Here is a 23,119-nt window from a genome sequence, read left to right on the forward strand (position 1 = left end):
ACATTTTTTTCTGTAAGTTATATACTCTTTTTGTTTGTGGTGTGTGGTTTTTTTTTGTTATGATGCTTTTTTGGTCTTTCCTCAAACTTTAATTAAAAAAAAAAAAAAAAACCCCCCCCCACGCCCCTCCCCCAACCCGACCAGTCTTGACCAAAGCAGAACCAATGCTCCCAATCACCCAAATAATCCCGGACCTCCTGAAAACCCTGGAATCCGAAACCACGGTCCTGCTCCAGGCCCCACCCGGTGCCGGCAAAACCACCAGGGTCCCCCTGGCGTTATTGGATGCACCTTGGCGACAAGGCCGCAGGATTCTGATGCTGGAGCCGAGACGGCTGGCTGCCAGGTCGGCGGCACGGTATATGGCCGGGCAGATGGGGGAGAAACCCGGCCAGACGGTGGGTTATCGAACGCGGCTGGATACGCGGGTGAGCTCCGCGACCGTGATTGAGGTGGTGACGGAAGGCATTCTTACCCGGCTGATCCAGAACGATCCCGTGCTGGAAGACTATGCAGTGGTCATTTTCGACGAATTTCACGAACGATCCCTGCAGGCTGACTTAGGTCTGGCTCTGGTGCGGGAGTCGCGGCAGGCGTTGCGGGAGGATCTGCGGGTGATCGTCATGTCGGCAACCCTGGATACCGCTCCCATTGCACGCCTGCTGGGCGACGTACCGGTACTGACCAGTGAAGGCCGTGCTTTTCCTGTGGAAGTGGCCTATCGACCGCTTCCCCGAAATGGCCGGATGGTAGAGCAGGTAGTGTCGGTGATTCAGGAGGCGCTGGAGGCCCAGACCGGGTCGCTGTTGGTATTTCTTCCGGGTGCCGGGGAAATACGACGGGCCGAAAGACAGCTTCAGGGACAGGTACACAGCAGCGTAATTGTCGCCCCCCTTTACGGCAACCTGAAGAACGACGAACAGGACCGCGCGATTGCGCCAGCGCCCGAGGGTTATCGCAAGGTAGTCCTGGCTACCGCCATTGCGGAATCCAGCCTGACCATCGAGGGTATCCGTGTGGTTATCGACAGTGGCCAGCAGCGCCGGGCTGTGTTCGACGCCAACAGCGGCATGACACGGCTGGTGACCGGCTGGGTTTCAAAGGCATCGGCGGAGCAGCGTAAGGGGCGCGCCGGCCGAATCGAACCGGGTTGCTGCTACCGGTTGTGGAGTGAGTCGGCCCAATTTGGTCTGGCGGAATTCACCCCGCCGGAAATACAGGAGGCCGATCTGGCGCCTCTGGTGCTGGAATTGGCCAAGTGGGGTGCACGGTCGCCGGAACAGCTGGACTGGATTGATCCGCCGCCTGCAGCACACTGGCAGCAGGCTGTGGAGTTGCTGCAATGGCTGGATATGCTTGATGTCGACGGGGCGATAACCGAACACGGCAAGGCAGCGCGGGATATGGGTGTGCACCCGCGGCTGGCCCATATGATTCTCCGGGCTCGTGACCTGGGCCATGGTTATCTCGCGGCGGAGCTTGCAGCTTTGCTCGAAGAACGGGATCTGGCCGGGCGATCAGCCGGAGCGGACATGCAGGAACGGGTACGGATCCTTCGGGGGCAGGGCCCTCGATATGGGATCGATGTGGCAAGGGTAAAAGCCATTGGCAAGTCGGTGTCGCGGTTGGCCGGTCATCTGGAGCGCCCGAACGAGATGCCCGCCGACGACGAAGTGGGTCGTCTGCTTGCCCTGGCCTATCCGGACCGGGTTGCCCGTAAACGCCGCGGAGACGCTCCCCGATACCAACTCAGTAACGGGCGAGGTGCGGCCCTTCGGGACGACGACCCGCTGGCCCGACACCAATGGCTGGCGACGGCCGAGCTTGATGGCGAGGCCAGGGAGGCGACAATCTATCTGGCCGCACCGCTTGACCCTGCGCTACTGGAACAGGACCTTGCCAATCATATTCATGAACGGGAGGAAGCGGCCTGGGACGACAGCCGCGGAACAGTCGTGGCCCGCCGTGTCAGAAAACTGGGGCAGCTGGTGCTGGAAGAAACGGCCTTGCCTGCTCCGTCTGCCGAGCTGGTACAGCAGGGGCTGCTTGCGGCGGTAAGAAAAAAGGGTCTCAAAAGCCTGCCCTGGACGCCCTCTGCAGAGCAGTGGCTTGCCAGGGTCGCCCTGCTGGCCCGTTGTTTCCCGGAAGAATGGCCGGAGGTTGGCGAACGCTGGCTCACGGACAACCTTGAAGCCTGGCTTGGGCCCTTCATGGCAGGAATGACTCGCTGGCGTGATCTTGAAAAGCTCAATCTTTGTCAGGCCCTTGCCAGCCTGCTGGATTACCGGCAACAAAAAGCGCTGGATGAGCTGGCGCCAACCCACCTGACTATCCCTACCGGCCAGTCGGTAACGCTGGACTACACCGGCGAAAGCGGCCCGGTGCTGGCGGCGAAACTCCAGGCCCTGTTCGGCTGGACGGAGACTCCGACTGTGGCCGGTGGTCGGATACCCGTCGTTATCCATCTACTCTCCCCGGCGCAACGCCCACTGGCTGTCACCGCGGACCTGGCCAGCTTCTGGCGCAATGCCTACCCGGAAGTACGCAAGGACATGCGCGGGCGCTACCCGAAACACCCCTGGCCGGAGGACCCGTTTACTGCTGAGGCGAGTCAGGGAACGAAAAAGCGCCCTGCTCGTTGATCCCGCCCGTCACCAGGGATTCCGGAACGGTTTCGAAATAGATGTTCCGGGGGGTAATCCAGTCCCCTTCTGGTGCGTGCAATTCGCTTACCGGCATTTCTTCCAGAGTGACGTCATCACTGGCCTGGTCACTTTTCCTGAAACTGTCTCCCAGCACCCAGAACGGTTTGTGGTGGGCGCGGGCCGCCAGGGCGAGCAGACAGGTCCCACTCTTATTGATGAAGTGCCCATCCGCCAGCCAGGTATCGCAACCGGTTATCACCACATCCGCCCGGGATACGAACAGGCCCATCTGGGCATCGGTAATCAGCGTGACAGCAATGCCCAGATCGTTCAGGGCGAGCGCCAGTTGGTGCCCCTCCATGCCGGGACTGCTCTGGGTGCAGATAACGGAAAACCGGTGCTGCTTCCGGGCAAGCAAACGAAACAGTGCCAGCACAACCGAGCTGGCACTGTGGGTCATGACTACGGCATTGGCGGGAATCTTACTGATGGCATGCCTGGCTATGGCTGAACCGGCGTTGTCCAGTTCACGGGTAACCTGGTTGACTACAGCTTGGGGCATGTCGCCGCCATTTAACAGCGCCTCCACCTTCGCCATGGCGTTACCAATGACAATCATGCTGGGGCGGGCGTTGCGGAGTTCATGCAGCAGAGGGGTGAGATCGGTCGGATGCGGGTCAGTTGCCTCCACATAGGCCGCCAGGCCCCGGAGCGTGTCCAGGGCCAGTGCAGTGGCCCCGGACTCGTAATCCTCCCGGAGCCGGTTCAGTAGTTCCTGTGCTCTGTCATCAAAACGGGTCATCGCTGCTACTCCCTGCCATTCAGGTTCAAGGGTAGCAGCGGGAATACCGGTTGTCCGCGAGGTTTATTCAATCACCGTGCGGCTGGTTTCCAGATACTCTTTGCCATTACTGGCGACGCCTTCGGTATCGGCACTCTCCGAGGCCAGGTGGATCTCTTCCAGCGTTTCCGCCAGTTCGTCAAATTCCTCATTGATGGTGCCGAGGGCGTTTTCCAGCGTGTAGGTAAGCTGATGGATCTCGTTCATGGCTTCTGGAGTCAGTTCTCCGTCCAGGATTTTCTCGAGCTTTTCGTTGTACTCGGAAAAATTGGCCACGGCTTCTTTCAGGTTGGCGGATTCCTTGCCTTCATAGTGTTCAACCTCGTCAGCAAACGAAGACACTGGAAGCGTCAGGGCAACACAGGCGAGCAGTGCCAGGGTCTGTTTTCTCATATCGCTTTCTCCTTGTCGATATCAATAATGATAATAGTTCGCGTTCAAGGTTAGGGTAAGTTTGTTGTGGTGGCAATGATTTCTGTCAGTTTTTTGGGCTCTGGCTTCTGGTAGGACTGGTGATTTTGGTGGGGATCGGGGTGGTGGGGGTATTTTTCCTTGGGAATGGAACTCGCTTCGCTCAGACACCCATTCCTGGCGGAAAAATACCCCCACCACCCCGCTCTTGCTGAAAATGGTGATGTCGTTACTGAAAGCGTTGGTTGGGCTGTGGTTTGACTTCAGATCTTTTCGGATGGACACCCTTGCAGGTGTGGAGATAACAGATTTCCAGATAAGCCCGGGCAAAATCCAGGCAGTTCGTAGCGACAACTGGAGTTACCTAAGGGTATGGGGGTGTTTTATTTTTCAATAAAGAAAATGGTGTCTGAGCGAAGCGAGTTCATTTTCATTTGAAAAATAAAACACCCCCATACCCCTCCTCCAACTCCAACAGTCCTACCAAGCGAATAACCATTGCACCCAACCAAAACCCGTATAAAATGCGACCAACTCAACCAAGCACCCACGCACATGAAACTGGTTTCCTTCGACATATTCCGAACCCTTGGCTTCCCGGACACCAAAGTACTCAAACCCGAACAGTTCCTGGCCCACAAGGAACTGCTGAGAGACGCAGACTGGGTATTGTTCCCGGAATACTGGCAGTTGAACGCCCTGGTCTATGGTTTGAAATGCCGGGTGTTTCCCAGCGTTGCCAGCTATCGCATTGGCCACGATAAGGTGGAGATGACCCGTGCTTTCCAGGTGGTGGCTCCGGAGCACACGCCATGGACATTGATAGAGGCCAATGGCCCCGAGGAACAACAGGCGGTTTGGGATGCCATGGTACTGCCGTTTGTGGCCAAGTTACCGAAGGCGAGCATGGGCGAAGGAGTATGGCTGATCGAGAACCGGGCCGACTGGCAACGTTACTGTGAGAAGACCCCTGTGCTGTATGCACAGGAATACCTGCCGATCGACCGGGATGTGCGGGTGGTGATTGTCGGGGACCGGGTGGTCTCTGCCTATTGGCGGACGCAGGCGGATCAGGGATTCTACAATAACGTGTCGCAGGGCGGACGTATCGATAAGGGCCGGGTGCCGTCCGTGGTAACGGATCTGGCGTTGCGTCTGGCACGGGAGCTGGGTGTGGATCATGCCGGTTTCGACATTGCCCTGGTGGAAGGCTACCCCTACGTGCTCGAGTTCAACCGGTTATTCGGAAACCAGGGGCTGGGACAGGGAAGCGATCTGAAGACTGCAATTCTCGACTACCTGCAGCAACACGCCGAGCCGGAAGATCCCGACGGACCTACCGGGCCGGCGCCGCTTTGGCCGGTTGCGGTGTAGTTCGGGGCGGGCTGAAAGCTGGCGTGGGAGTATGGGTAGATATGCTCATATCCGAGCCGGCGAAAAAGCCCGATGATCGCGCGAATTCACCGGGGAAATCCATCCATGACCGAGTCTGCCAACGCCATCATCGCTGATTACTACGACGCCGAGACCTTTGCCCGTATCAAGGCTTTTGCCGATACCAAGGAAACTCCGTGCGTGGTGATCGACACCGCCACCATCGACCGTCAGTACGACGAACTGGTGGAAGGCTTTCCCTATGCCAACGTCTACTACGCGGTCAAGGCTAACCCGGCCCCGCAGGTTCTGACCATGCTGCGGGACAAGGGTGCCAGCTTTGATATTGCGTCTGTGTATGAACTTGAAAAGGTCATGGGTCTGGGCGTAACCGGCGATCGCATCAGCTACGGCAACACCATCAAGAAGGCAAAGGACATCCGCACCTTCTACGAAAAGGGCGTGCGGCTGTTTGCCACCGACTCCGAAGCGGACCTGCGGAACATCGCCAAGGCTGCCCCGGGCTCGAAGGTGTATGTTCGCATCCTCACCGAAGGCACCCTGACCGCCGACTGGCCCCTTTCCCGCAAGTTTGGCTGCCAGACCGACATGGCCATGGACCTGTTGATCCTCGCCCGTGACCTGGGCCTGGTGCCTTACGGTGTCTCTTTCCACGTGGGTTCCCAGCAACGGGAAATCGGCGCGTGGGACGCGGCCCTGGGCAAGGTGAAAGTGATCTTCGAGCGCCTGAAGGAAGAAGACGGCATCGAGCTGAAGATGATCAACATGGGCGGCGGCTTTCCCGCCAACTACATCACCCGCACCAATGACCTGAAAACCTATGCTGAGGAGATCAAGCGTTTCCTTGATGAGGATTTTGGTGATGATTTGCCGGAAATTATTATCGAGCCGGGCCGCTCGTTGATTTCCAACGCCGGTATTCTGGTCAGTGAAGTGGTGTTGATTTCCCGTAAGTCGCGCACTGCCTTGCACCGTTGGGTATTTACGGATGTTGGTAAATTCGGTGGCCTGATCGAAACCCTGGACGAATCCATCAAGTTCCCGATCTACACCGAAAAATCCGGAGAAGGCGAAGATTGTGTGATCGCAGGGCCGACCTGTGACAGCGCCGATATTATGTATGAGCACCACAAGTACCCGTTGCCGTTGAATCTGGCGATTGGAGACAGAATGTACTGGTTGTCTACGGGTGCCTATACGACCACCTACAGCGCCATTGAATTCAACGGGTTTCCTCCCTTGAAGGACTATTACATCTAAGCTTGAGGTAAGGACGTGGGGTGGGAGGTATATTTTCAGCCAGAAATGGGTGTCTGAGCGAAGCCAGTTCCATTTCCAAGGAAAATATACCTCCCACCCCGCGGCCAGGCACAGCATAGATCAATGGCACCAAACAAAGGGTCAACCCTCGGGTTGGCCCTTTTGTCGTTTCAGGTCCAGGGTAAATGTCAGGGGAAGTACCAGAACGCAGTAGGCGATGATGAAACCCACGGCGTATCGGGCGTCGTTGCCCCAGTCGGCTAACAAGCCGCCAATCATGGGAACTGAAAACGCCAGGGTATAGCCGACCAGGAAGTTTCCTGCTGACAATCTTCCGGTTTCTTTGGATTCCACCAGTACCGGTGGTAACGCCACCAGCAGAATAAGCAGAATACCCGCCGTAAAGCTCATGAACGTTGCACTTGCGATAGCCCACGAGCCGGTAAACAACAGCGTGCCAACTGTACCGATGATGCTGCAACTCGCGGTCACGATGATGGGAAATTTCCGGCCCACCCAGTATCTCGCCATTTTCAGCATAACCAGCGATGCGATCACTTGGGCAAAGTTGTACCAGAACAGGGCGTCCGCAAGCATGTCGAAGTTGCCCTGTTGTTCCAGCAGGTTGCCCATGTAGGCGTTGAGGCCGAAGAACAGGGAGCCGGACAGGCCGAGCAGGAGGCCTATTTTCAGGGTGAGGGGGTTTTTCCAGTCAGGCAGCCATGCGGGTTTTTTTACCGGCCGCGACATTTCTCTTTTGGGCAGGAACAGCGCTGCGGCCACCAGTAAAGCCGGCAATGACCAGGCCAGCAGAGTCGCTCGCCAACTCTCGTCCATCAGCGGCATCAATACCGGCAGGGTGATGCCCGCGCCGATGAACTCTCCCATCAGCATGCCGTTCATGTAGATGGCGGAGCCGATGGCGAGGTGGTGGGGTTCCAGCCATCTGGGTAGCAGTGCGGGCAAAGATGGCTGCATCATGGCAATGCCCAGGCCCATGACGGCGCTGGCCAGCATCAGGGTGACGGTGTCCGGGGAGAGGCCGCGGCCGGCCGAGCCGATGACCATGATCATCATGGCCAGGGCCAGTGTGTTCCGTGGGCCCAGCCGGGCGATGGCCAGGGAGCCGGGCATGGAGCCGATGGCCAGCATCAGTATGGGCAGGGTAGTAAGTGCCCCGGTCAGGGCCTGGGAGAGGCCGAGTTCATCGCTGATGAACGGAGCCAGTGGCGGTGCCACCAATATCGGTATACGCAGGTAAATGCCGGCCAGCCAAAGCAGAACCGCCACCGGGAGCAACTTTGCTACGGGTGGCGGTGCGGTGGTATCTGAGGATTCAGCCACGGTGGCGGGGCTTAAATGTCGCTGGTGTCCAGAGTATAGGCGCCGTCTTCGTCATGGACTTCGCGGCCGGTGACGGGCGGGTTGAAGGCGCAGATCAGGCGCATGTCTTCGGTTCCACCACGGAGAGTATGGGGGTCATTCTTGTCCAGTGCGTACAGGGTGCCGTCGGATATCTCGTGGGTTTCGCCGGTCTCCTTGTCGGTAATGGTGCCGTTGCCCGCGACGCAGTAAACTGCTTCCAGATGGTTCTTGTACCAGAGGTTAAGTTCGGCGCCGGCAGGGATAATGGTCTCGTGAAACGAGAAGCCCATGCCGTCTTTTTTGAGCAGCATACGGCGGCTGGTCCAGCCCGGTCCGGTGACTTCCCGCTCGGTGCCGATGATGTCCTCAACTCGTACAATTTTCATACTTATCCCTCGTTTTTTGGTGGAGCAGTTCTTTAGTATACACGTCCTGGTCAGGTTCGGTTCAACCGCCAGTCGTCGTAGGCGCCCATGGCCTGTTCAATGGCCGTGGTCAATGCCATCCGGGTTCTGTCGTCCAGAGCTCGCTGTTTACGGCAGCGTTCAAGGGCACGGTGAATGATCTGTCGGTTGGCCCGGTCCAGGTGCTCCAGCCAGTGGTTATCTGCCGGCGCCAGGTCCAGCAGTTCGCGACCGGCGTGATTGCGGTGGCTGATATGCCACCAGTGATTGATCGCCCTTCCCAATACAACATAGCCGAACTGGCTGTCCTGTACAGGACCAAAAGTGGCGGTTCTGAGCCCGTTGCTCAGTACACCGGTATTCAGTACCGGTAAAGTCAGGCGGTCGCCATAAAAATAGCTGCCCGCAGCGCCGATCAATCCGCCGACCAGTGTACCGGCTCCCAATGAATGGCCAAGGGCCAGTGCATCCACGCCCGCGCCGCCCACAGCGCCGGCTCCGAATCCGGCTGTCGCCAGGTAGCGGCGGTTAACGCCCCAGGCCTTGCGGCTGTCCTCGCTGAACAGGTCATGCTCATTGTGCCATTCGAGTTCGGCTTCCTGGCGCTCCACGCGGTGATGCTCATAGAGTTTTTCGATGGCAATTCGCAGATGCTGCTCCCGCTTTCGCTGGTTGTGATACCAACTGGCTCGCAACTGCCTGGCCAGTTCCTCATCGGACAGTTCACTGGTCTGTAGTGTCGTCAGCGTTCGTTTCTCGCGGAACGACATCATCTCTTCCAGGGTGCGGGCGATCAGGGCAGCCGCTTCGGTCCTGCGTTGACGCCGCTGGGCCAGGAGAAAGGCGGTTGCCTTCTCCAGGGGTTCTTCCCAGGCGGGCTCAAGCTGGCCAAACGCCCGTAAAAGGCTGATATGTTGCTGAAATGGAGCGCGAACCGCATCGAATTTGCGGACAACCTGGAAGAACTGGCCAAGCGCCATTGTCCAGGTGTCGCTGTAATCATCCTCACCGATGCTGTTGATCAGCGCCAGGCTGGGCCTCCCGGTCCAGCGCAGGATGGTCATTTCGGCTTCATGCTGTGCGCTGTAGGGTACAGAGCCGTCAACCACGTAAATAATGCCCGCGCCCTCGATCAGTGGTGTCAGCAATTCACACTCATCGGTGAATCCGCCATCACCACGATGTTGGATCACAAATGCCCTTACGGTTTCTGCCCGGTCCGAGGCGGTTACGCTGTGGGCTTCCAGCCACTCGAGTACACGGCGGGGACGCTGGAAACCGGGAGTGTCAACCAGGGTGTAGAGGATCTGGCCATCCACTGTCAGCGGGTATTCCTGGCACTGTCGGGTCGTTCCCGGTTCCAGGGCGATTGCGATGGCATCGTTCTGTGACAGGGTGGCGACAATGCTCGATTTTCCCTTGTTGGGATGGCCAACCACGGCAAACACTGGCGCTCTCATGATTGGTATCCGTCCTGCAGAGCGCGGTGTATGCGGGCCTCCGGTGAAGCCATATCAGGAGCGCTGACGACGATCCGGCTGTCTGCGAACCTGTCGACGAAGCGCAGCCATTGGTTCAGTTGATGTTCAGGGGGCGGCTGGTCTGGTTCTGCAGCCACTGGCACCAGGGCAACCAGAGTGGTTGGCGGCCAGGACTTTCGGGCGCCGTGCAGAAAATCCGCCAATTCACCGGTTGGCGGCTCCCAGCTGCGGGTAACGATCACCACCGCCGGTTCGGCGGCGCCAGCAAGCAGTTGACCTGCCTTCTGGATGACATGGTCATCATGCTCAAGGGACGCATTGCCACCCGCTGCGAGCACGTCCTGGTAGCCCACAGTCAGGGCATCGGGAAGTTCGGGTTCACCGGCACCGGCCCAACGGATCAGGACCTGTCCTCCAGGCAGCGGGTGCAACTGCCCATTGGTGCTGGTGTCGGGCTGGTCGGCAGCATCATTATGAAGGTTGCCGGTATCCAGGGCCGGGGTTTCCATACGGTATTGCAGGGCAATCATTCCGGGATGCCGGGCAAGTTCCCTGCGGGCCCTTATGCCGGGATGGATAGTTGCAAGAGCCAGTAGCACCAGCCTTGGCAGGATCACATAGGTGCTCCAGACCATGGCGACAAATGGCCACCACTGGCCCCAGAGTGCGGGATTCCCGGAGCCATCGCTGCCACTGCGGTAAAACCGTGTGGCTTCCACCAGATCCCGGTCGGGAAATGCGGCGGGCCAGAGGTTCTGCCAAGGCTTGGCGAGGGCTGCCAGCAGCTGGTAATAGCTGTCGGACCCCGCCTCGAGGGTCGTACTCCAGCCAAACGCAAGATCCTGAACCACGACAAGTACCAGCAGAGTGAGCAGTCCGGCCAGACCAAACATCAGCCCGCCGGTGTGGGCGGCACGGGCCATCAGCATGGGTTGCAGTGGCCGCAGTACATCGGGTGGGCGGGTCCGGAACAGCTTTCGTAATAACCAGCGCCAGGGCTGCCAGCCGGCAAAGGCCTGCACGGTAGTGATTACGGCCAGCAAACACTGGAGCAGTACGAACGCCAGGATAACCGTCAGGTTGATCCTATTGCCGCCGTCGTAAAACAGAAGCCCAAGCATGGCCATAACACCGGTGATCAGGCCCGCGATGGCAAACCCTGCGGTCAGATGCCGCCACCGGCGCAAGGGGTCTTCGGTCGGTAACGGTGTCCGTAGTCGATGCACATGCTCAAGCCATAGGTCAGGGCTGGGAAGCTGGCCCTTGTCATGGCAGTTCAGTGCGAAACGGCGGTCTCTCCGATGCAGGAACGCCTGCGACTGATCGCTGTCCCGCTGGACCTGGCTGTCAAACTCCAATAATCGTCGAATGGCGCTGTCTGGCATTGATTATCCTGGTGTACTGGGCGGTGTGAGCCGTCCTGGAATGCTAGGATAAGGGTATCCCATAACCTGGTGCCAGACATAACATGACCAACCATCTGATGAACCTGCGTCACGTGCCCGACGACGAGGCGGATGAAATCCGTGACCTGTTCGAGGCCCACAATGTGCCCTACTACGAAACCCCGCCCAGCCGTTGGGGTATCAGCATGGGTGGTTTCTGGGTTAACGATGACGAGGAGGCCCGGCGAGCGAGGGAACTGCTGGATAACTACCAGCGGGAACGTCTGCAACGCCAGCGCGAGATCTACGAACAGGATCTGGCGGCCGGGCGGACAGGCGGGGTCTGGCACCGTTTGCGGCAGAGGCCGGTTACGACCATTGCAGCCTGCCTGGCCATTATTGTCATTCTCGGGCTGACCATAGCTCCTTTTGTCACCCTTTAATTGCCCGCTCTGACTGTTTCCCGGGTGGTCCGGGTGTGCCGAACCAGAAAGCCAGTGGCCTTTTCAACCGCATTACCGGCGGTAAGGAAGCTGGTGACATGGCCCCGCAGATGCATCAGGTAGAGTTCACTCTCAACGCCTTGGTCGGTCAGTCGGGCCCGGAACTCTTTCGCCTGGCTGAAAGGTACCAGCATGTCCTGGGCGCCATGGAAAAGAAAGAATGGCGGCGCGCCGGCAGTAATGTGGGTAATCGGTGAGGCAGCCCGGTAGACACCGGGAATGTCTTCCTGTTCGCCACCAAGAAACTGGCGGATCAGTTTTCCCGAGCCGAAGGCGCGAAGATCGCTGGGCAGTCCTCCCGCAACAACGGCTACTGGCCGGGCATGCTTACCTCCGTAAGGTTGGTTTAACGGGTGTCGGGATTCGGCGACCAGTGCCATCAGGCTGACGAGGTGGGCACCGGATGAGAACCCGAACGCTGTGAAGGCGTCCCGGTCCAGTTGGTAAGTATCTGCCTCTTCATGGAGCCAGTGCATGGCCATCTGCAGATCATACAGTTGAGCGGGAAAGATGTGCTCCGGCGCAAACCGGTAATCAATATTCATGACTGCAAAACCCCTGCCGGCAAGATGCTCGGCAATCCACGTCATATCCTCCCGTGAGCGCCGTTCCCATCCTCCGCCGTGGACAAGAAGCACGGTAGGGAGCGGTTGGTTGCCTTCGGGCAGGTAGAGGTCAGCCTTCAGGGTCTGGGGCCAGCCATCCGGGGAAAAGGTGATGCCTGTTGACGTGTTGAAGCTGGTCTCCGGTGCCTGCTCTACCTGCTCCGGTGCGTTCTGGTGAGAAGCGCAGGCAGTCAGCAGGGCACCAGCGAAAATAACCAGCAGGTAAAGGGGATTCATTCGTTTTCCGTCAGTTTACCGAGCGACACAAACTGATACGGGGAGATGCCGCTGGTGGATGCCTGGCCCAGCGGGAATCGCGCCTATCAAATGTGGACTGTCTGGCAAACAGGACAGTGTTCGGATATCGCTACAGATGCTCGCCGCGGTCCCTGGAGCGCTGAGTGCAGGCTTTTTCGTCTTCTCATCGGGTCTGCATTGTCCGGTTATCCGGAAACCAGCTTCCCGGATTTCAGAAGTTTCTTCATTTCATCTTTAATATCAAAGACCTGCTTTTTTGGCACAGGATACGCATGGCTGCACAACAGGTGCCCGGTGTTCTTCTTGTGCGCCGGGTTCCCAGTGTCAAACAAAAACAACAGGGAATGATCATGAAAACACTACTGCAATGCACGTTAATCGGTGCGGTCACGTTAACCGTGTCTGCCTGCAAGGAAAGTGGCTTACCGTTCAACCAGCTCCCGGACTTCATTCAGGGCGACGTTCAATCAAGTCAGTACGATGGCACTACCAACGACCTGCTGACCGGTGGGCTTGGCGCCAGTGGCCTTGCCAGTGGAACAGCGCCTGCGTTTGACGATCCCATCAATCCAACGGCCGAGGAATTGCGGACGTTGGCTATCTACAATAATTACCGGGCCCTGGTGGACACCGTGCCTGGTGGTGGTTATGGCGAATTCTTCGGACCCCAGGTGGGCAATGGGGGCGAAGGCATGATCCCCGGGGAAGAGCACCTGGCCTATATGTCGGTTGAGGACAGTGATGTACCGGTGACTGTGATGGTCCAGGTTCCGGACAGTTTTGATCTGGACCAGGCCTGCATTGTTACAGCGCCCTCGTCGGGTTCACGGGGTATCTACGGAGCTATCGGCACTGCCGGTGAATGGGGCCTGAAGAAAGGATGTGCGGTGGTTTATACCGACAAGGGTACTGGCACCGGCTCCCATAATCTGGCCACCAATGCCGCGCAACGTATCGATGGAACACTCACCCAGGCCGATGAACCGGTGCAGTTTCGTGCCGATCTGGATGACCAGGCGCGGGCGGATTTCGACGCCACCTGGCCAGACCGTTTTGCCTATAAACATGCCCATTCCCGTGTCAATCCCGAGGCAGACTGGGGTCGGCATGTACTCCAGTCGATCGAGTTCGGCTTTTACGTGTTGAACGAGAAGTTTGGACAGGAAACCGGCATCGGCCTCAAGGTCGTGAAGGTGAAGCCGAAAAATACCCTGGTGATCGCTTCCAGTGTCTCAAATGGAGGCGGTGCGTCCGTTCGCGCGGCGGAACTGGATGATAGCGGGCTGATCGATGGCGTGGCGGTATCGGAACCCAACGTTAACCCGCAGGTGGATACCAGCTTCACCATCCGTCAGGGTGACGGCCCTGTGCTCGCCGAGCACAGTCGTAGCCTGCTGGATTACACCACGGCGCTGGCGGTGTACCAGGGTTGCGCGAATATTGCGCCGGAAATTCGTGATGATGCACCTCTGAACGCTGTGTTCAACAATTTCACCATCGCAGAAAATATCTGTAACTCACTGGCAAACAAGGGTCTGGTTTCCGGTGCTACCACGGATGACCGGGCATCTGATGCACTTCGCATCCTGGAAGAAGAGGTGGGCATCCAGCCCGAACAGAACCTGCTTGCGCCCGTGCACTTCGGCCTGTCGGTGGCTCAGGGAATTTCCGTGACTTACGCCAATGCCTACGGCAAAGCCGGTGTGGAAGACAGCCTGTGTAATATCAGTCTCGCTGCCACGGGAGCCGGGGGAGCGGTTACGCAGCTCAGCGACGCCCAGGAAGCCGCGCTATTCTCGGCAAGCAATGGTATTCCACCCAGTGCCGGGGTGAACCTGGTGTATGACAATGCGGAAGGTCAGCCCACGAACCTCGCAGTCAGCGCCTCGCCCAGTTCCAGCCAGCAGGATTTTGGTCTGGATGCGCTGTTGTGTCTGAGGAGTCTCGCGGTCGGGACGGATGTTGTCTCTGGAGTACCGCTTTCCGGCGCCGCTGCTGACATGTCCGACCGGATTGCCGATGGCATTGGCCAGATTCGCGCCACTGGAAACCTGCAGGGTAAGCCGACGGTTTTCGTAACCGGTCGTGCTGACGCCATCCTGCCCATCAACCATACATCCCGGCCCTATTTTGGCCTGAACCAGCGGGTAGAGGGTAGTAATAGCAATTTGCGGTACTATGAGATCCTCAATGCCCACCATCTTGATGTCCTGAATGGATTCCCGGGACTGGCGGATCGGTATGTGCCCCTGCACCATTACTTCTTCCAGGCGCTGGATCTGGTGTGGGCCAACCTTGCCGACAAGCAGGCATTGCCACCCAGTCAGGTGGTCAGAACAGTGCCGCGGGGAGACATTACGACACCACTGTCGGAGGCCAACCTGACTCCGATTTCGGGCAATCCTGATGTAGGTGACCGCATTGTGTTCGCCGATGATCAGGTAAAGATCCCGGACTGAAGCGCCCTTCAGGCGGCCTGCCGGGGTTGCGGGCCGTCATTATTTGCCCCCGTTCCGGGGGAGCCATATACTTCCGTCACTGCACCCGGTTCGCCGGGTGCCATGGATATTGCCATGAATAACATCCAACCCGGTGGTGCAGGGTACATGACAGAGCTGTTTAGCGAGAATAATAAAAGTGGCCTGACCAGGGACCTTATCGAAGCGCTGTTCCCCATGTTTGAAGAGGCCAGTGCAGGCGCCATAGCGGTGGATCACGAAAGCCGTATTACCTGGATCAATAGCAGTTATTCCCATCTGCTGGGTCTTGGTGACCCTGTCAGTGTGATTGGCAAGCCGGTACGCCAGGTGATTCCCCGGACCCGTATGCCGGAAGTGGTGGAGACGGGTAAACCGCTTTTGCTCGACATCATGGAACACAATAACCAACAGCTGGTGGTAACCCGTTTGCCCTTCTATGACGACGAGGGTCGGATTGTGGGGGCGGTGGCGTTTGTTCTGTATGACGATCTGCAGCCTCTGACGCCACTGGTCGCCAAATATCGACGTCTGCATCAGGATCTGGCAGCGGCCCGCAAGGCGCTGGCGAAAAAGACACGGGGAACCCGCTACAACCTTGCAGACTTTGTCGGAGCCAGTCCCGCGGCTCTGGAGGTTAAACGCCGGGCCCGGTTGGCGGCGGGTCGGGATATGCCTGTGTTGTTGCTGGGTGAGACGGGCACCGGCAAGGAAGTGCTGGCGCAGGCAATTCACGCCGTGTCCACGCGTGCGGAGAAGCCGTTTGTGGGTGTGAACGTTGCGGCCATTCCTGACAACCTGTTGGAAGCGGAGTTTTTTGGTGTTGCGCCAGGGGCCTATACCGGCGCGGACCGACGCACCCGCGAGGGCAAGTTCCAGCTGGCGAACGGCGGTACTCTGTTTCTGGATGAAGTCGGGGATATGCCGTTACCGCTGCAGGCAAAGCTGCTACGGGCTTTGCAGGAAGGTGAAATTGAGCCCCTGGGTTCGAACAAGGTGGCGTCAGTGGATGTGCGCGTCATTGCCGCCACCAGCCGAAACCTGGAGGCAATGATCGCCGAGGGCGAATTCCGCTCGGATCTGTATTACCGGCTGAACGTACTGGAAATACCCATTCCCCCTCTGCGGGATCGGCTCGCCGATCTGGGTGTGCTATGTGAGGCTTTGCTGGGTGAGATCTGTGATGGCCTCGACATGAGGGGAGAGATCACTGATGCCGGTGTTGCTGCTCTGGGCGGTTACGACTGGCCAGGTAACATCCGTGAACTGCGGAATGTTCTGGAGCGGGCCCTGACCATGGGGGAGGATGGTGGTTTGCTGGATGCCGATGCCATTTTCAAGGTATTGCCCCGCAGTGGCAACAGGCCTGCCTCGTCGTTGGTCCCGCAGCCAGTGCGCCCCCTTGCCAAAACCCTGGCTGACGCCGAGGCACAGGCTATTGAGGAAGCGCTGGTGGCAAGCCGTGGCAACCGGACCCGTGCAGCCAAACTGCTGGGTATCTCACGATCAGTGCTTTATGAGAAGCTGGCGAAAATGTCCTGAAACCCGGACACCTGTCCAGCTATCAGCACAAACCCCTACGACTGACGTCTATATGCGTCCGGAAATCCGGACGTTCCTGATTGTTGTGCATTTTTGAGAATTTCTATCTTGCTGATTAATATATTAAAAAAATGATTGGCATAGTGTCTGCTACATCCCGGTTGCAGGACGTCAGAACAACGCAGAAAACAAGACTGGCGCTTTCGTTGGACCCAAATTAAATCTTGTCTGTCTCGTTTCCTGCGATGTCTGACTACACTTGGATCAGGCCCCTCGGGATGCCCCTGTGCGGCCGAATACAACAACAATGTTAGGAGACTTGCCAATGAAACTCTTCAAGGCCCTTACCGGTATCGCCGGTGCGATCGCCCTGACTTCGGGATCGGCTTTCGCGGATGACCTGCGCTGGAAAATGCCGGTCGCCTTCGCCACCAATCTTCCGGGTCTGGGTTCACCTGCCGCCTGGGTTGCCGATAACCTTAACACCGCCTCCGATGGCAGCATCCAGGTTCGCGTCTATGAGCCGGGTAAGCTGGTGCCACCTTTCGATATTCTGCAGTCTGTTTCCGATGGCAAGGTTTCTGCCGGTTATACCTGGATCGGTTATGACCAGGGTAAAGTCCCGGCGATTCCCCTGTTTGCCGCTGTACCCTTCGGCATGAAGCCACCGGCTTACATTGGCTGGTATTACTTTGGTGGCGGTCATGAAATGCTGCAGGAAACCTACGCCAACAAGGGCTTCGATGTGCATGCCCAACTGTGCGGTATTATCGGGCCTGAAACAGCGGGTTGGTATTCAGAGCCAATCGAAACACTGGAAGATTACAAAGGCCTGAAGATTCGCTTCGCAGGTCTGGGTGGCAAGGTTCTGGAAAAACTCGGAGCTTCCGTCACCATGATGCCGGGTGGTGAGCTTTACCAGGCACTGGAGAAAGGCACCATTGATGCGACCGAATTCTCCATGCCTGCCATCGATCAGATCCTCGGCTTCAATCAGGTGGTCAAGTACAACCTGTTCCCGGGCTGGCACCAGCAGTTCACCGCCCAGTACATGCTGATCAACAAGGACGAGTGGAACAGAGCCACTGCTGCGCAGAAAGCACTGGTTGAGGCTTCATGCACCGCTGCTACCACCCGTGGCCTCGCCGAGGGTGAGTACAAGAACGGCAAAGTGCTTGCTGAATTCCAGGACAAGGGGGTTCAGGCTGACCAGATTCCCCGCGATGTCCTGAAAGAGCTGAAGGCGGTTACTGAGGAAGTGCTGGAAGAAGAAGCGTCCAAGGATGCCGACTTCAAGCGTGTTTACGAAAGCCAGCAGGAATTTATGGAAACGTACAAGATATGGGATACACGCGCCTATGTTCCGGCTGATCTGTAAAGTCGGGGGCTGACCTTGAACACCGGAAACAACTCCGGTGTTCTGTGATCAAGTCTGGATGGCCCTTCGGGGCCATCCTTGTTTCACGACAGGCTTTCTGAACGAGGAACTGTTGTATGACAGTGTCTGGAAAAGACTCACCGCAGGATGTGCGGGCATCCGTGTCCGACGCCGGTAAGTTCATTCATCATCACACGGAATTTCCCACAACCTGGCCCAGCCAGGTTATAGACGGTGCAATTTCGGCAATTGGCAAGAGTGCTTCCTGGCTCTGGGTGGTGGTCACCGGCGTGATCATCTATGCAGTGGTGGGCCGCTATGCTTTTGGGCAGGGTTCGGTAATGCTCGAAGAAGTCCAGTGGCACCTGGCTGGTGCCGGCTGGTTGTTGGGGCTGGGCTACACACTGGTGACGGATGATCATGTGAGGGTGGACGTGATTCATGAACGCCTGTCGCTCAGAGGCCAGGCCTGGATCGAACTGTTCGGCCTGGTATTCCTGTTGTTACCTTTTCTCGGGCTGGCGGTTTACGAAATGGTTCCCTACGCCTTCAGTTCCTGGCAACAGGGTGAGACCAGTCAGGCACCTGCCGGGCTTCCTTACCGCTGGATTCTCAAGAGCGTTCTGGCTCTGTCTTTTGTGCTTCTGATCATCGCTGCCCTGTCCCGTCTGCTGAAAGTAACTGCTCTGCTTTTCGGCTTTCCGAAGCCAATCCGGGTCGAGTCCGGCAATAACAAGAAAGAGGATGCGTCCTGATGGAGCTTGAAACCCTATTTGTAATCGGCATGTTCCTGACGTTCGGGGCATTGTTGATGACCGGTTTTCCGGTGGCCTGGGTCCTGGGTGGCACCGCAGTCATCTGGACGGTTGTCGGTGTGGTGGCTGTTGAAAATTTTGGCGCCAATCTGTGGTTTGATTATCCCTCCTCCATGGGGCTGGTGCCTGAGCGGATATGGAAGGTCGTAAACAGCGAGACCCTTGTGGCTCTGCCCATGTTTATCTTCATGGGCATCATGCTTGACCAGTCCGGTGTTGCCGAACGACTGATGAATGCCATGGTAAAACTCTTTGGCGCGGTTCGCGGCGGCTATGCGGTCACGGTCATTGTCATCGGTGTATTGCTGGCGGCCACCACCGGTATCATCGGCGCCTCTGTGGTGCTTCTGGGCATGCTCTCCCTGCCGGTGATGATGGAGAACAAGTACGACAAGGGATTTGCCGTAGGCACTGCCTGCGCCACAGGCACCCTGGGGATCCTGATCCCGCCATCCATCATGCTGGTGTTGATGGCGGACAGGCTGGCGGTGCCAGAAGCATCGGTGGGTGATCTGTTTATGGGCGCGTTCTTCCCCGGTTTAATGCTGGGCGCCATGTACGTGGCCTATGCCATTCTCCGTCCCATGTTGCAGCCTCACATTGCGCCGGTGCCTGAAGGTACCCTGAAAGTATCCTGGAGTATTGTCTGGGAAGTGGCCAAGGCAGTGGTACCCACGGCTGCGCTGATTCTGGGTGTACTTGGTTCCATCTTTGCCGGTATAGCCACGCCGACGGAGGCTTCCGGCGTTGGTGCCCTGGGCGCTCTGATACTGGCGTTGATGGCCAGACGCCTGAACCTGAAAGTACTCAACTCATCGTTGCAACAGACCACTCGCACGTCTGCCTTCATCTTTGCGATTTTCCTGGGTGCGACGGCATTCTCCGTGGTGCTCCGTGGCCTGGGTGGCGACCAGGTGATCGAAGACGCGCTGTTGGGTCTGCCATTCGGACCCTATGGCGTGGTGTTGACCATTCTGTTCGCGGTGTTCCTGCTTGGCTTCTTCCTGGATTGGGTTGAGATCACCCTGATCATCCTGCCGCTGGTGGCGCCAGTGGTTCAGACGCTGGGTTTTGATCTGGTGTGGTTCACCATTCTCTTTGCCATGTGCCTGCAGACGTCGTTCCTGACGCCACCGGTAGGCTTTGCCCTGTTCTACATCAAAGGTGTCGCACCGCCGGAAATCGACGTGATGGACATCTACAGGGGGGTCATACCTTTCATCATCATTCAGCTGGTGGGACTGGCGATCGTGTTCCTGGTGCCCGAGATCGCTACCTGGCTGCCCGGTGTCGCTTACAACTAAGGAGATAATAAAATGCGTCTAGAAAACCGAATAGCCCTGATTACCGGGGCGGGTCGTGGAATCGGCCGGGCCATTGCCGAACAGTATGGCCGCGAGGGCGCCCGTGTTGCCGTGGCCGATCTCACCCTCGAGAGTGCCCAGGAAGCTGTCGACGCTATCGAGCGGGCCGGCGGCACCGCCATGGCCCTGGCCATGGATGTTACTGACGAGAACGCGGTTGACCGGGGGGTTGCCGCCATCGTGGAGAAATGGGGGGGGCTTGATATTGCTCTTGCCAATGCCGGTATCCAGCATATTGACCCGTTGCACAAACTGGCCTTTGCCGACTGGAGCAAGGTGATGAGCGTCCACCTGGACGGTGCGTTCCTGGTTACCCGCGCAGCCCTCAATCAGATGTACGCTGGTGGTGGCGGCACCATACTGTATATGGGATCCGTGCATTCGCTGGAAGCCTCGCCCTTGAAGGCGCCCTATGTGGCGGCCAAGCACGGGATGTTGGGGCTGTGCCGTGCCGTAGCGAAGGAAGGCGCCGAGCACGGTGTCCGCAGCAACATTATCTGCCCGGGATTTGTCCGTACACCACTGGTGGACAAGCAGATCCCGGAACAGGCGAAGGAGCTGGGTATCTCCGAGGAGGAGGTGATCAGCAAGGTGATGCTGAAGAACACTGTCGACGGCAAGTTCACCACCCTGGAAGACGTTGCCGAGCTGGCGGTGCACCTGGCAGCCTTCCCCTCGGCGGCACTGACCGGACAGTCCATTGTGGTCAGCCATGGCTGGCATATGCAGTAAGCAACAGGAGAGACGGATGAGCAACACAGAACAATCACCGGTAGTCTGGTCTCCCTCGGAAGACACACTGAAAAACTGCCAGATGGGTAAATTTCGGGGTTGGCTGGAGCAACAGGGCTTCGGCCCGTTTGCCGATTACCACGCCCTGCACCAGTGGTCGATTGATAACCTTGAGACCTTCTGGCAGAAGGTCTGGGACTACTGCGGACTGGTGTGCGACACCCCGGCCGACAGGGTGCTGGGCAAGCGGGACATGCCGGGTGCGGAATGGTTCCCGGGCATGAAACTGAACTTTGCCGCCAACCTGCTGCGGCTGGCGGAAGGCGAGCACGCCGATCACGAGGCCGTGGTGGCCTACTGCGAAACCCGTCCGGTACTGCGCCGCACCTATGCCCAGCTGAAAGCCGATACCGGTGCCCTGGAAGCCTTTCTGCGCAACAAGGGTATCAAGCAGGGCGACCGCATCGCCGGCGTTGTGACCAATGGCTATGAGGCACTTGTGGGCATGCTGGCGGCCACCAGCATGGGTGCAATCTGGAGCTCCGCCTCCCCGGATTTCGGTGTTGGGGCGATTCTCGACCGCTTCGGCCAGATTGAGCCGGCGGCCCTGATTGTGGTCAACGGCTACGGCTACGGCGGCAAGGTGTTCAAACGCCAGGACGACTTTGCGGGCCTGATTGATGGCCTGCCAACTTTGCGCTGTGTGGTCAGCATCGAACAGTTGCCGGGCGAGCCCGCCATACCCGGTGACAGGGTGACCCACTGGAGCGATGCCCTTGCCGAGGGCCAGGGCCAGGCGCCTTCGTTCACCCCGCTGCCACCGGACCATCCGGTGTATATCCTGTATTCCTCCGGTACCACCGGCAAGCCCAAATGTATTGTCCATGGCAATGCCGGCCTGTTGGTCAACCATGCCAAGGAGCTGATGCTGCACGGTGACGTGGGCCCGGACGACCGCTTCCTGTACTTCACCACCTGTGGCTGGATGATGTGGAACTGGCAGGCATCCGCCCTGCTCACCGGTGCGGCGGTTATAACGGTCGACGGTTCTCCCGGGTACCCGGATCTCAACTATCTGTGGCAGGTCGTGGCTGATGAGAAAGTCACCCATTACGGCACCAGTGCCCGCTTCATTGCCGGCTGCCGCAAGGCGGAACTCGCCCCGGCAAAAAACCTGGACCTGAGCGCCCTGCGTGTGGTGTTTTCCACGGGCTCACCACTGTTGCCCGAAGACTACGACTGGGTCTACAGCGACGGCGCCCCGAACGTACTGCTTGGCTCGATCGCCGGCGGAACCGACATCTGCGGCTGTTTCGTCGGCTCCACACCGCTGCTGCCGGTGCGCAGAGGCGAAATCCAGTGTCGCTTCCTGGGTGTTGATGCCGTTGCCTATGGTGACGATGGCGAACCGGTTACCCACGGTCGCGGTGAACTGGTGTGCCGCCAGCCGCTGCCCTCCATGCCAGTGTGCTTCTGGGACGATCCTGGCGACGAACGCTACAAGGACGCTTACTTCAGCACCTTCCCGGGCGTCTGGGCCCATGGCGACTTCATCGAGTTTACCGAGCACGGCGGCGCCATCATCTATGGCCGCTCCGACGCAACCCTGAACCCCGGCGGCGTGAGAATCGGTACGGCGGAAATCTACCGTCAGGTAGAAACCGTGGCGGAAGTAAAAGACAGCCTGGTCGTCGGCCGCCAGATCGACGGCGACGTGGAAGTGGTGCTTCTGGTAGTACCGGCGGACGGGCAGGCCCTTACCGACGACCTGCGGAAAACCCTCAAAACCCGCATCCGCCAGGGCGCCAGCCCCCGCCATGTGCCCAGGCATATTATCGAGGTGCCGGATATTCCGTACACACGCAGCGGCAAGAAGGTTGAGCTGGCGGTGGCCCGGCTGATCAACGGCTCATCCAAAGCGGATAACCGGGATGCATTGGCGAATCCGGAGGCGTTGGACCGGATTGGTGAGTGCCTTGATGAGGCGGGGTTGTTGCCGAAGGGGTGAGTTCGCCGTTGGGTTGATTGTCGGATTACGCTTCGCTAATCCGACCTACGGTTATTTGTAGGTCGTATAGAGCGGAGCGAAATGCGACGGGGGTGCCGAGTGGACCTGTTGTCGGATTACGGCTACGCCTAATCCGACCTACGCGGAGCCATGGATGGCGGAGCTCAAGCCGCACAGGGATGTCTTGAGGCGGGTTTTGGGAGACAGCCTCTTCACCACGATCCCCCATGCTCCGAAATCCCCAAAATGT

Annotated in this window: 18 protein-coding genes; 11 read left to right on the top strand and 7 right to left on the bottom strand. The window is 58.4% G+C overall.

All coding sequences use genetic code 11. From position 1 onward, the window contains the following. Positions 1-164 precede the first annotated feature (164 nt). Complete coding sequence (hrpB, locus tag QPM17_RS16190; protein ID WP_285391958.1) at positions 165-2,642, top strand: ATP-dependent helicase HrpB; 2,478 nt, start codon at positions 165-167, stop codon at positions 2,640-2,642. Here the strand turns inward: hrpB and QPM17_RS16195 are convergent. Next, a complete protein-coding gene (locus QPM17_RS16195; protein ID WP_285391959.1) occupies positions 2,596-3,447 on the bottom strand; it encodes an eIF2B alpha/beta/delta subunit family protein in 852 nt (283 codons plus the stop codon). The genes hrpB and QPM17_RS16195 overlap by 47 nt on opposite strands. A 63-nt stretch (positions 3,448-3,510) precedes the next feature. Beyond that, positions 3,511-3,879, bottom strand: coding sequence for a DUF6746 family protein (locus QPM17_RS16200; protein WP_285391961.1), 369 nt, complete (start codon positions 3,877-3,879; stop codon positions 3,511-3,513). Positions 3,880-4,452: 573 nt separating this feature from the next. Here QPM17_RS16200 and QPM17_RS16205 point away from each other — a divergent pair. Together QPM17_RS16205 and QPM17_RS16210 are read left to right on the top strand one after the other, a co-directional pair. Next, positions 4,453-5,271 (top strand): ATP-grasp domain-containing protein, encoded by an 819-nt coding sequence (locus QPM17_RS16205; protein WP_285391962.1) that lies wholly within the window; start codon positions 4,453-4,455, stop codon positions 5,269-5,271. A 105-nt stretch (positions 5,272-5,376) separates the two neighbouring features. Further along, positions 5,377-6,552, top strand: coding sequence for a type III PLP-dependent enzyme (locus QPM17_RS16210; protein ID WP_285391963.1), 1,176 nt, complete (start codon positions 5,377-5,379; stop codon positions 6,550-6,552). Positions 6,553-6,693: 141 nt separating this feature from the next. Here QPM17_RS16210 and QPM17_RS16215 read toward each other — a convergent pair whose 3' ends face one another. The 4 genes from QPM17_RS16215 to QPM17_RS16230 are packed head-to-tail and all read right to left on the bottom strand — an operon-like array spanning position 6,694 to position 11,187. Then, a complete protein-coding gene (locus QPM17_RS16215; protein WP_285391964.1) occupies positions 6,694-7,896 on the bottom strand; it encodes an MFS transporter in 1,203 nt (400 codons plus the stop codon). An 11-nt stretch (positions 7,897-7,907) separates the two neighbouring features. Then, positions 7,908-8,303 (bottom strand): ectoine synthase, encoded by a 396-nt coding sequence (locus tag QPM17_RS16220; RefSeq protein ID WP_127329184.1) that lies wholly within the window; start codon positions 8,301-8,303, stop codon positions 7,908-7,910. Positions 8,304-8,353: 50 nt separating this feature from the next. Further along, positions 8,354-9,784 carry a GTPase/DUF3482 domain-containing protein gene (locus QPM17_RS16225; RefSeq protein ID WP_285392154.1) on the bottom strand — a complete coding sequence of 477 codons (1,431 nt, stop codon included), beginning with the start codon at positions 9,782-9,784 and terminating at the stop codon, positions 8,354-8,356. Then, positions 9,778-11,187: a DUF2868 domain-containing protein gene (locus QPM17_RS16230; RefSeq protein ID WP_285391965.1), complete on the bottom strand. Its 1,410-nt coding sequence runs from the start codon at positions 11,185-11,187 to the stop codon at positions 9,778-9,780. The genes QPM17_RS16225 and QPM17_RS16230 overlap by 7 nt, the downstream gene beginning before the upstream one ends. Before the next feature lie 83 nt (positions 11,188-11,270). Between QPM17_RS16230 and QPM17_RS16235 the strand changes: the two genes are divergently transcribed. After that, entirely contained in the window at positions 11,271-11,630 is a 360-nt protein-coding gene (locus QPM17_RS16235; protein WP_285391966.1) for a DUF6164 family protein, read from the top strand. On the opposite strand, the gene QPM17_RS16240 is transcribed toward QPM17_RS16235, so the two are convergent. Next, a complete protein-coding gene (locus tag QPM17_RS16240) occupies positions 11,627-12,532 on the bottom strand; it encodes an alpha/beta hydrolase (protein ID WP_285391967.1) in 906 nt (301 codons plus the stop codon). The genes QPM17_RS16235 and QPM17_RS16240 overlap by 4 nt on opposite strands. Before the next feature lie 371 nt (positions 12,533-12,903). Here QPM17_RS16240 and QPM17_RS16245 point away from each other — a divergent pair, with 371 nt between their 5' ends. The 7 genes from QPM17_RS16245 (at position 12,904) to QPM17_RS16275 (ending at position 22,869) form a co-directional block, all read left to right on the top strand. Further along, complete coding sequence (locus QPM17_RS16245; RefSeq protein ID WP_285391968.1) at positions 12,904-15,012, top strand: 3-hydroxybutyrate oligomer hydrolase family protein; 2,109 nt, start codon at positions 12,904-12,906, stop codon at positions 15,010-15,012. Positions 15,013-15,126: 114 nt separating this feature from the next. After that, complete coding sequence (locus tag QPM17_RS16250; protein ID WP_285391969.1) at positions 15,127-16,572, top strand: sigma-54 interaction domain-containing protein; 1,446 nt, start codon at positions 15,127-15,129, stop codon at positions 16,570-16,572. 325 nt (positions 16,573-16,897) lie between these two features. Further along, on the top strand, positions 16,898-17,950 hold the full coding sequence (locus QPM17_RS16255) for a TRAP transporter substrate-binding protein (RefSeq protein WP_285391970.1): 1,053 nt from the start codon (positions 16,898-16,900) through the stop codon (positions 17,948-17,950). 116 nt (positions 17,951-18,066) lie between these two features. Beyond that, positions 18,067-18,705: a TRAP transporter small permease subunit gene (locus QPM17_RS16260; protein WP_285391971.1), complete on the top strand. Its 639-nt coding sequence runs from the start codon at positions 18,067-18,069 to the stop codon at positions 18,703-18,705. Continuing rightward, entirely contained in the window at positions 18,705-20,069 is a 1,365-nt protein-coding gene (locus tag QPM17_RS16265) for a TRAP transporter large permease (protein WP_285391972.1), read from the top strand. The genes QPM17_RS16260 and QPM17_RS16265 overlap by 1 nt, the downstream gene beginning before the upstream one ends. A gap of 12 nt (positions 20,070-20,081) precedes the next feature. Beyond that, entirely contained in the window at positions 20,082-20,861 is a 780-nt protein-coding gene (locus QPM17_RS16270) for a 3-hydroxybutyrate dehydrogenase (protein ID WP_285391974.1), read from the top strand. A gap of 16 nt (positions 20,862-20,877) precedes the next feature. Continuing rightward, positions 20,878-22,869, top strand: a complete 1,992-nt coding sequence (locus tag QPM17_RS16275) for an acetoacetate--CoA ligase (protein ID WP_285391975.1) — start codon at positions 20,878-20,880, stop codon at positions 22,867-22,869. Positions 22,870-23,119: the final 250 nt, after the last annotated feature.

The sequence above is a fragment of the Marinobacter azerbaijanicus genome, from assembly GCF_030250645.1.
GTDB lineage: Bacteria > Pseudomonadota > Gammaproteobacteria > Pseudomonadales > Oleiphilaceae > Marinobacter > Marinobacter azerbaijanicus.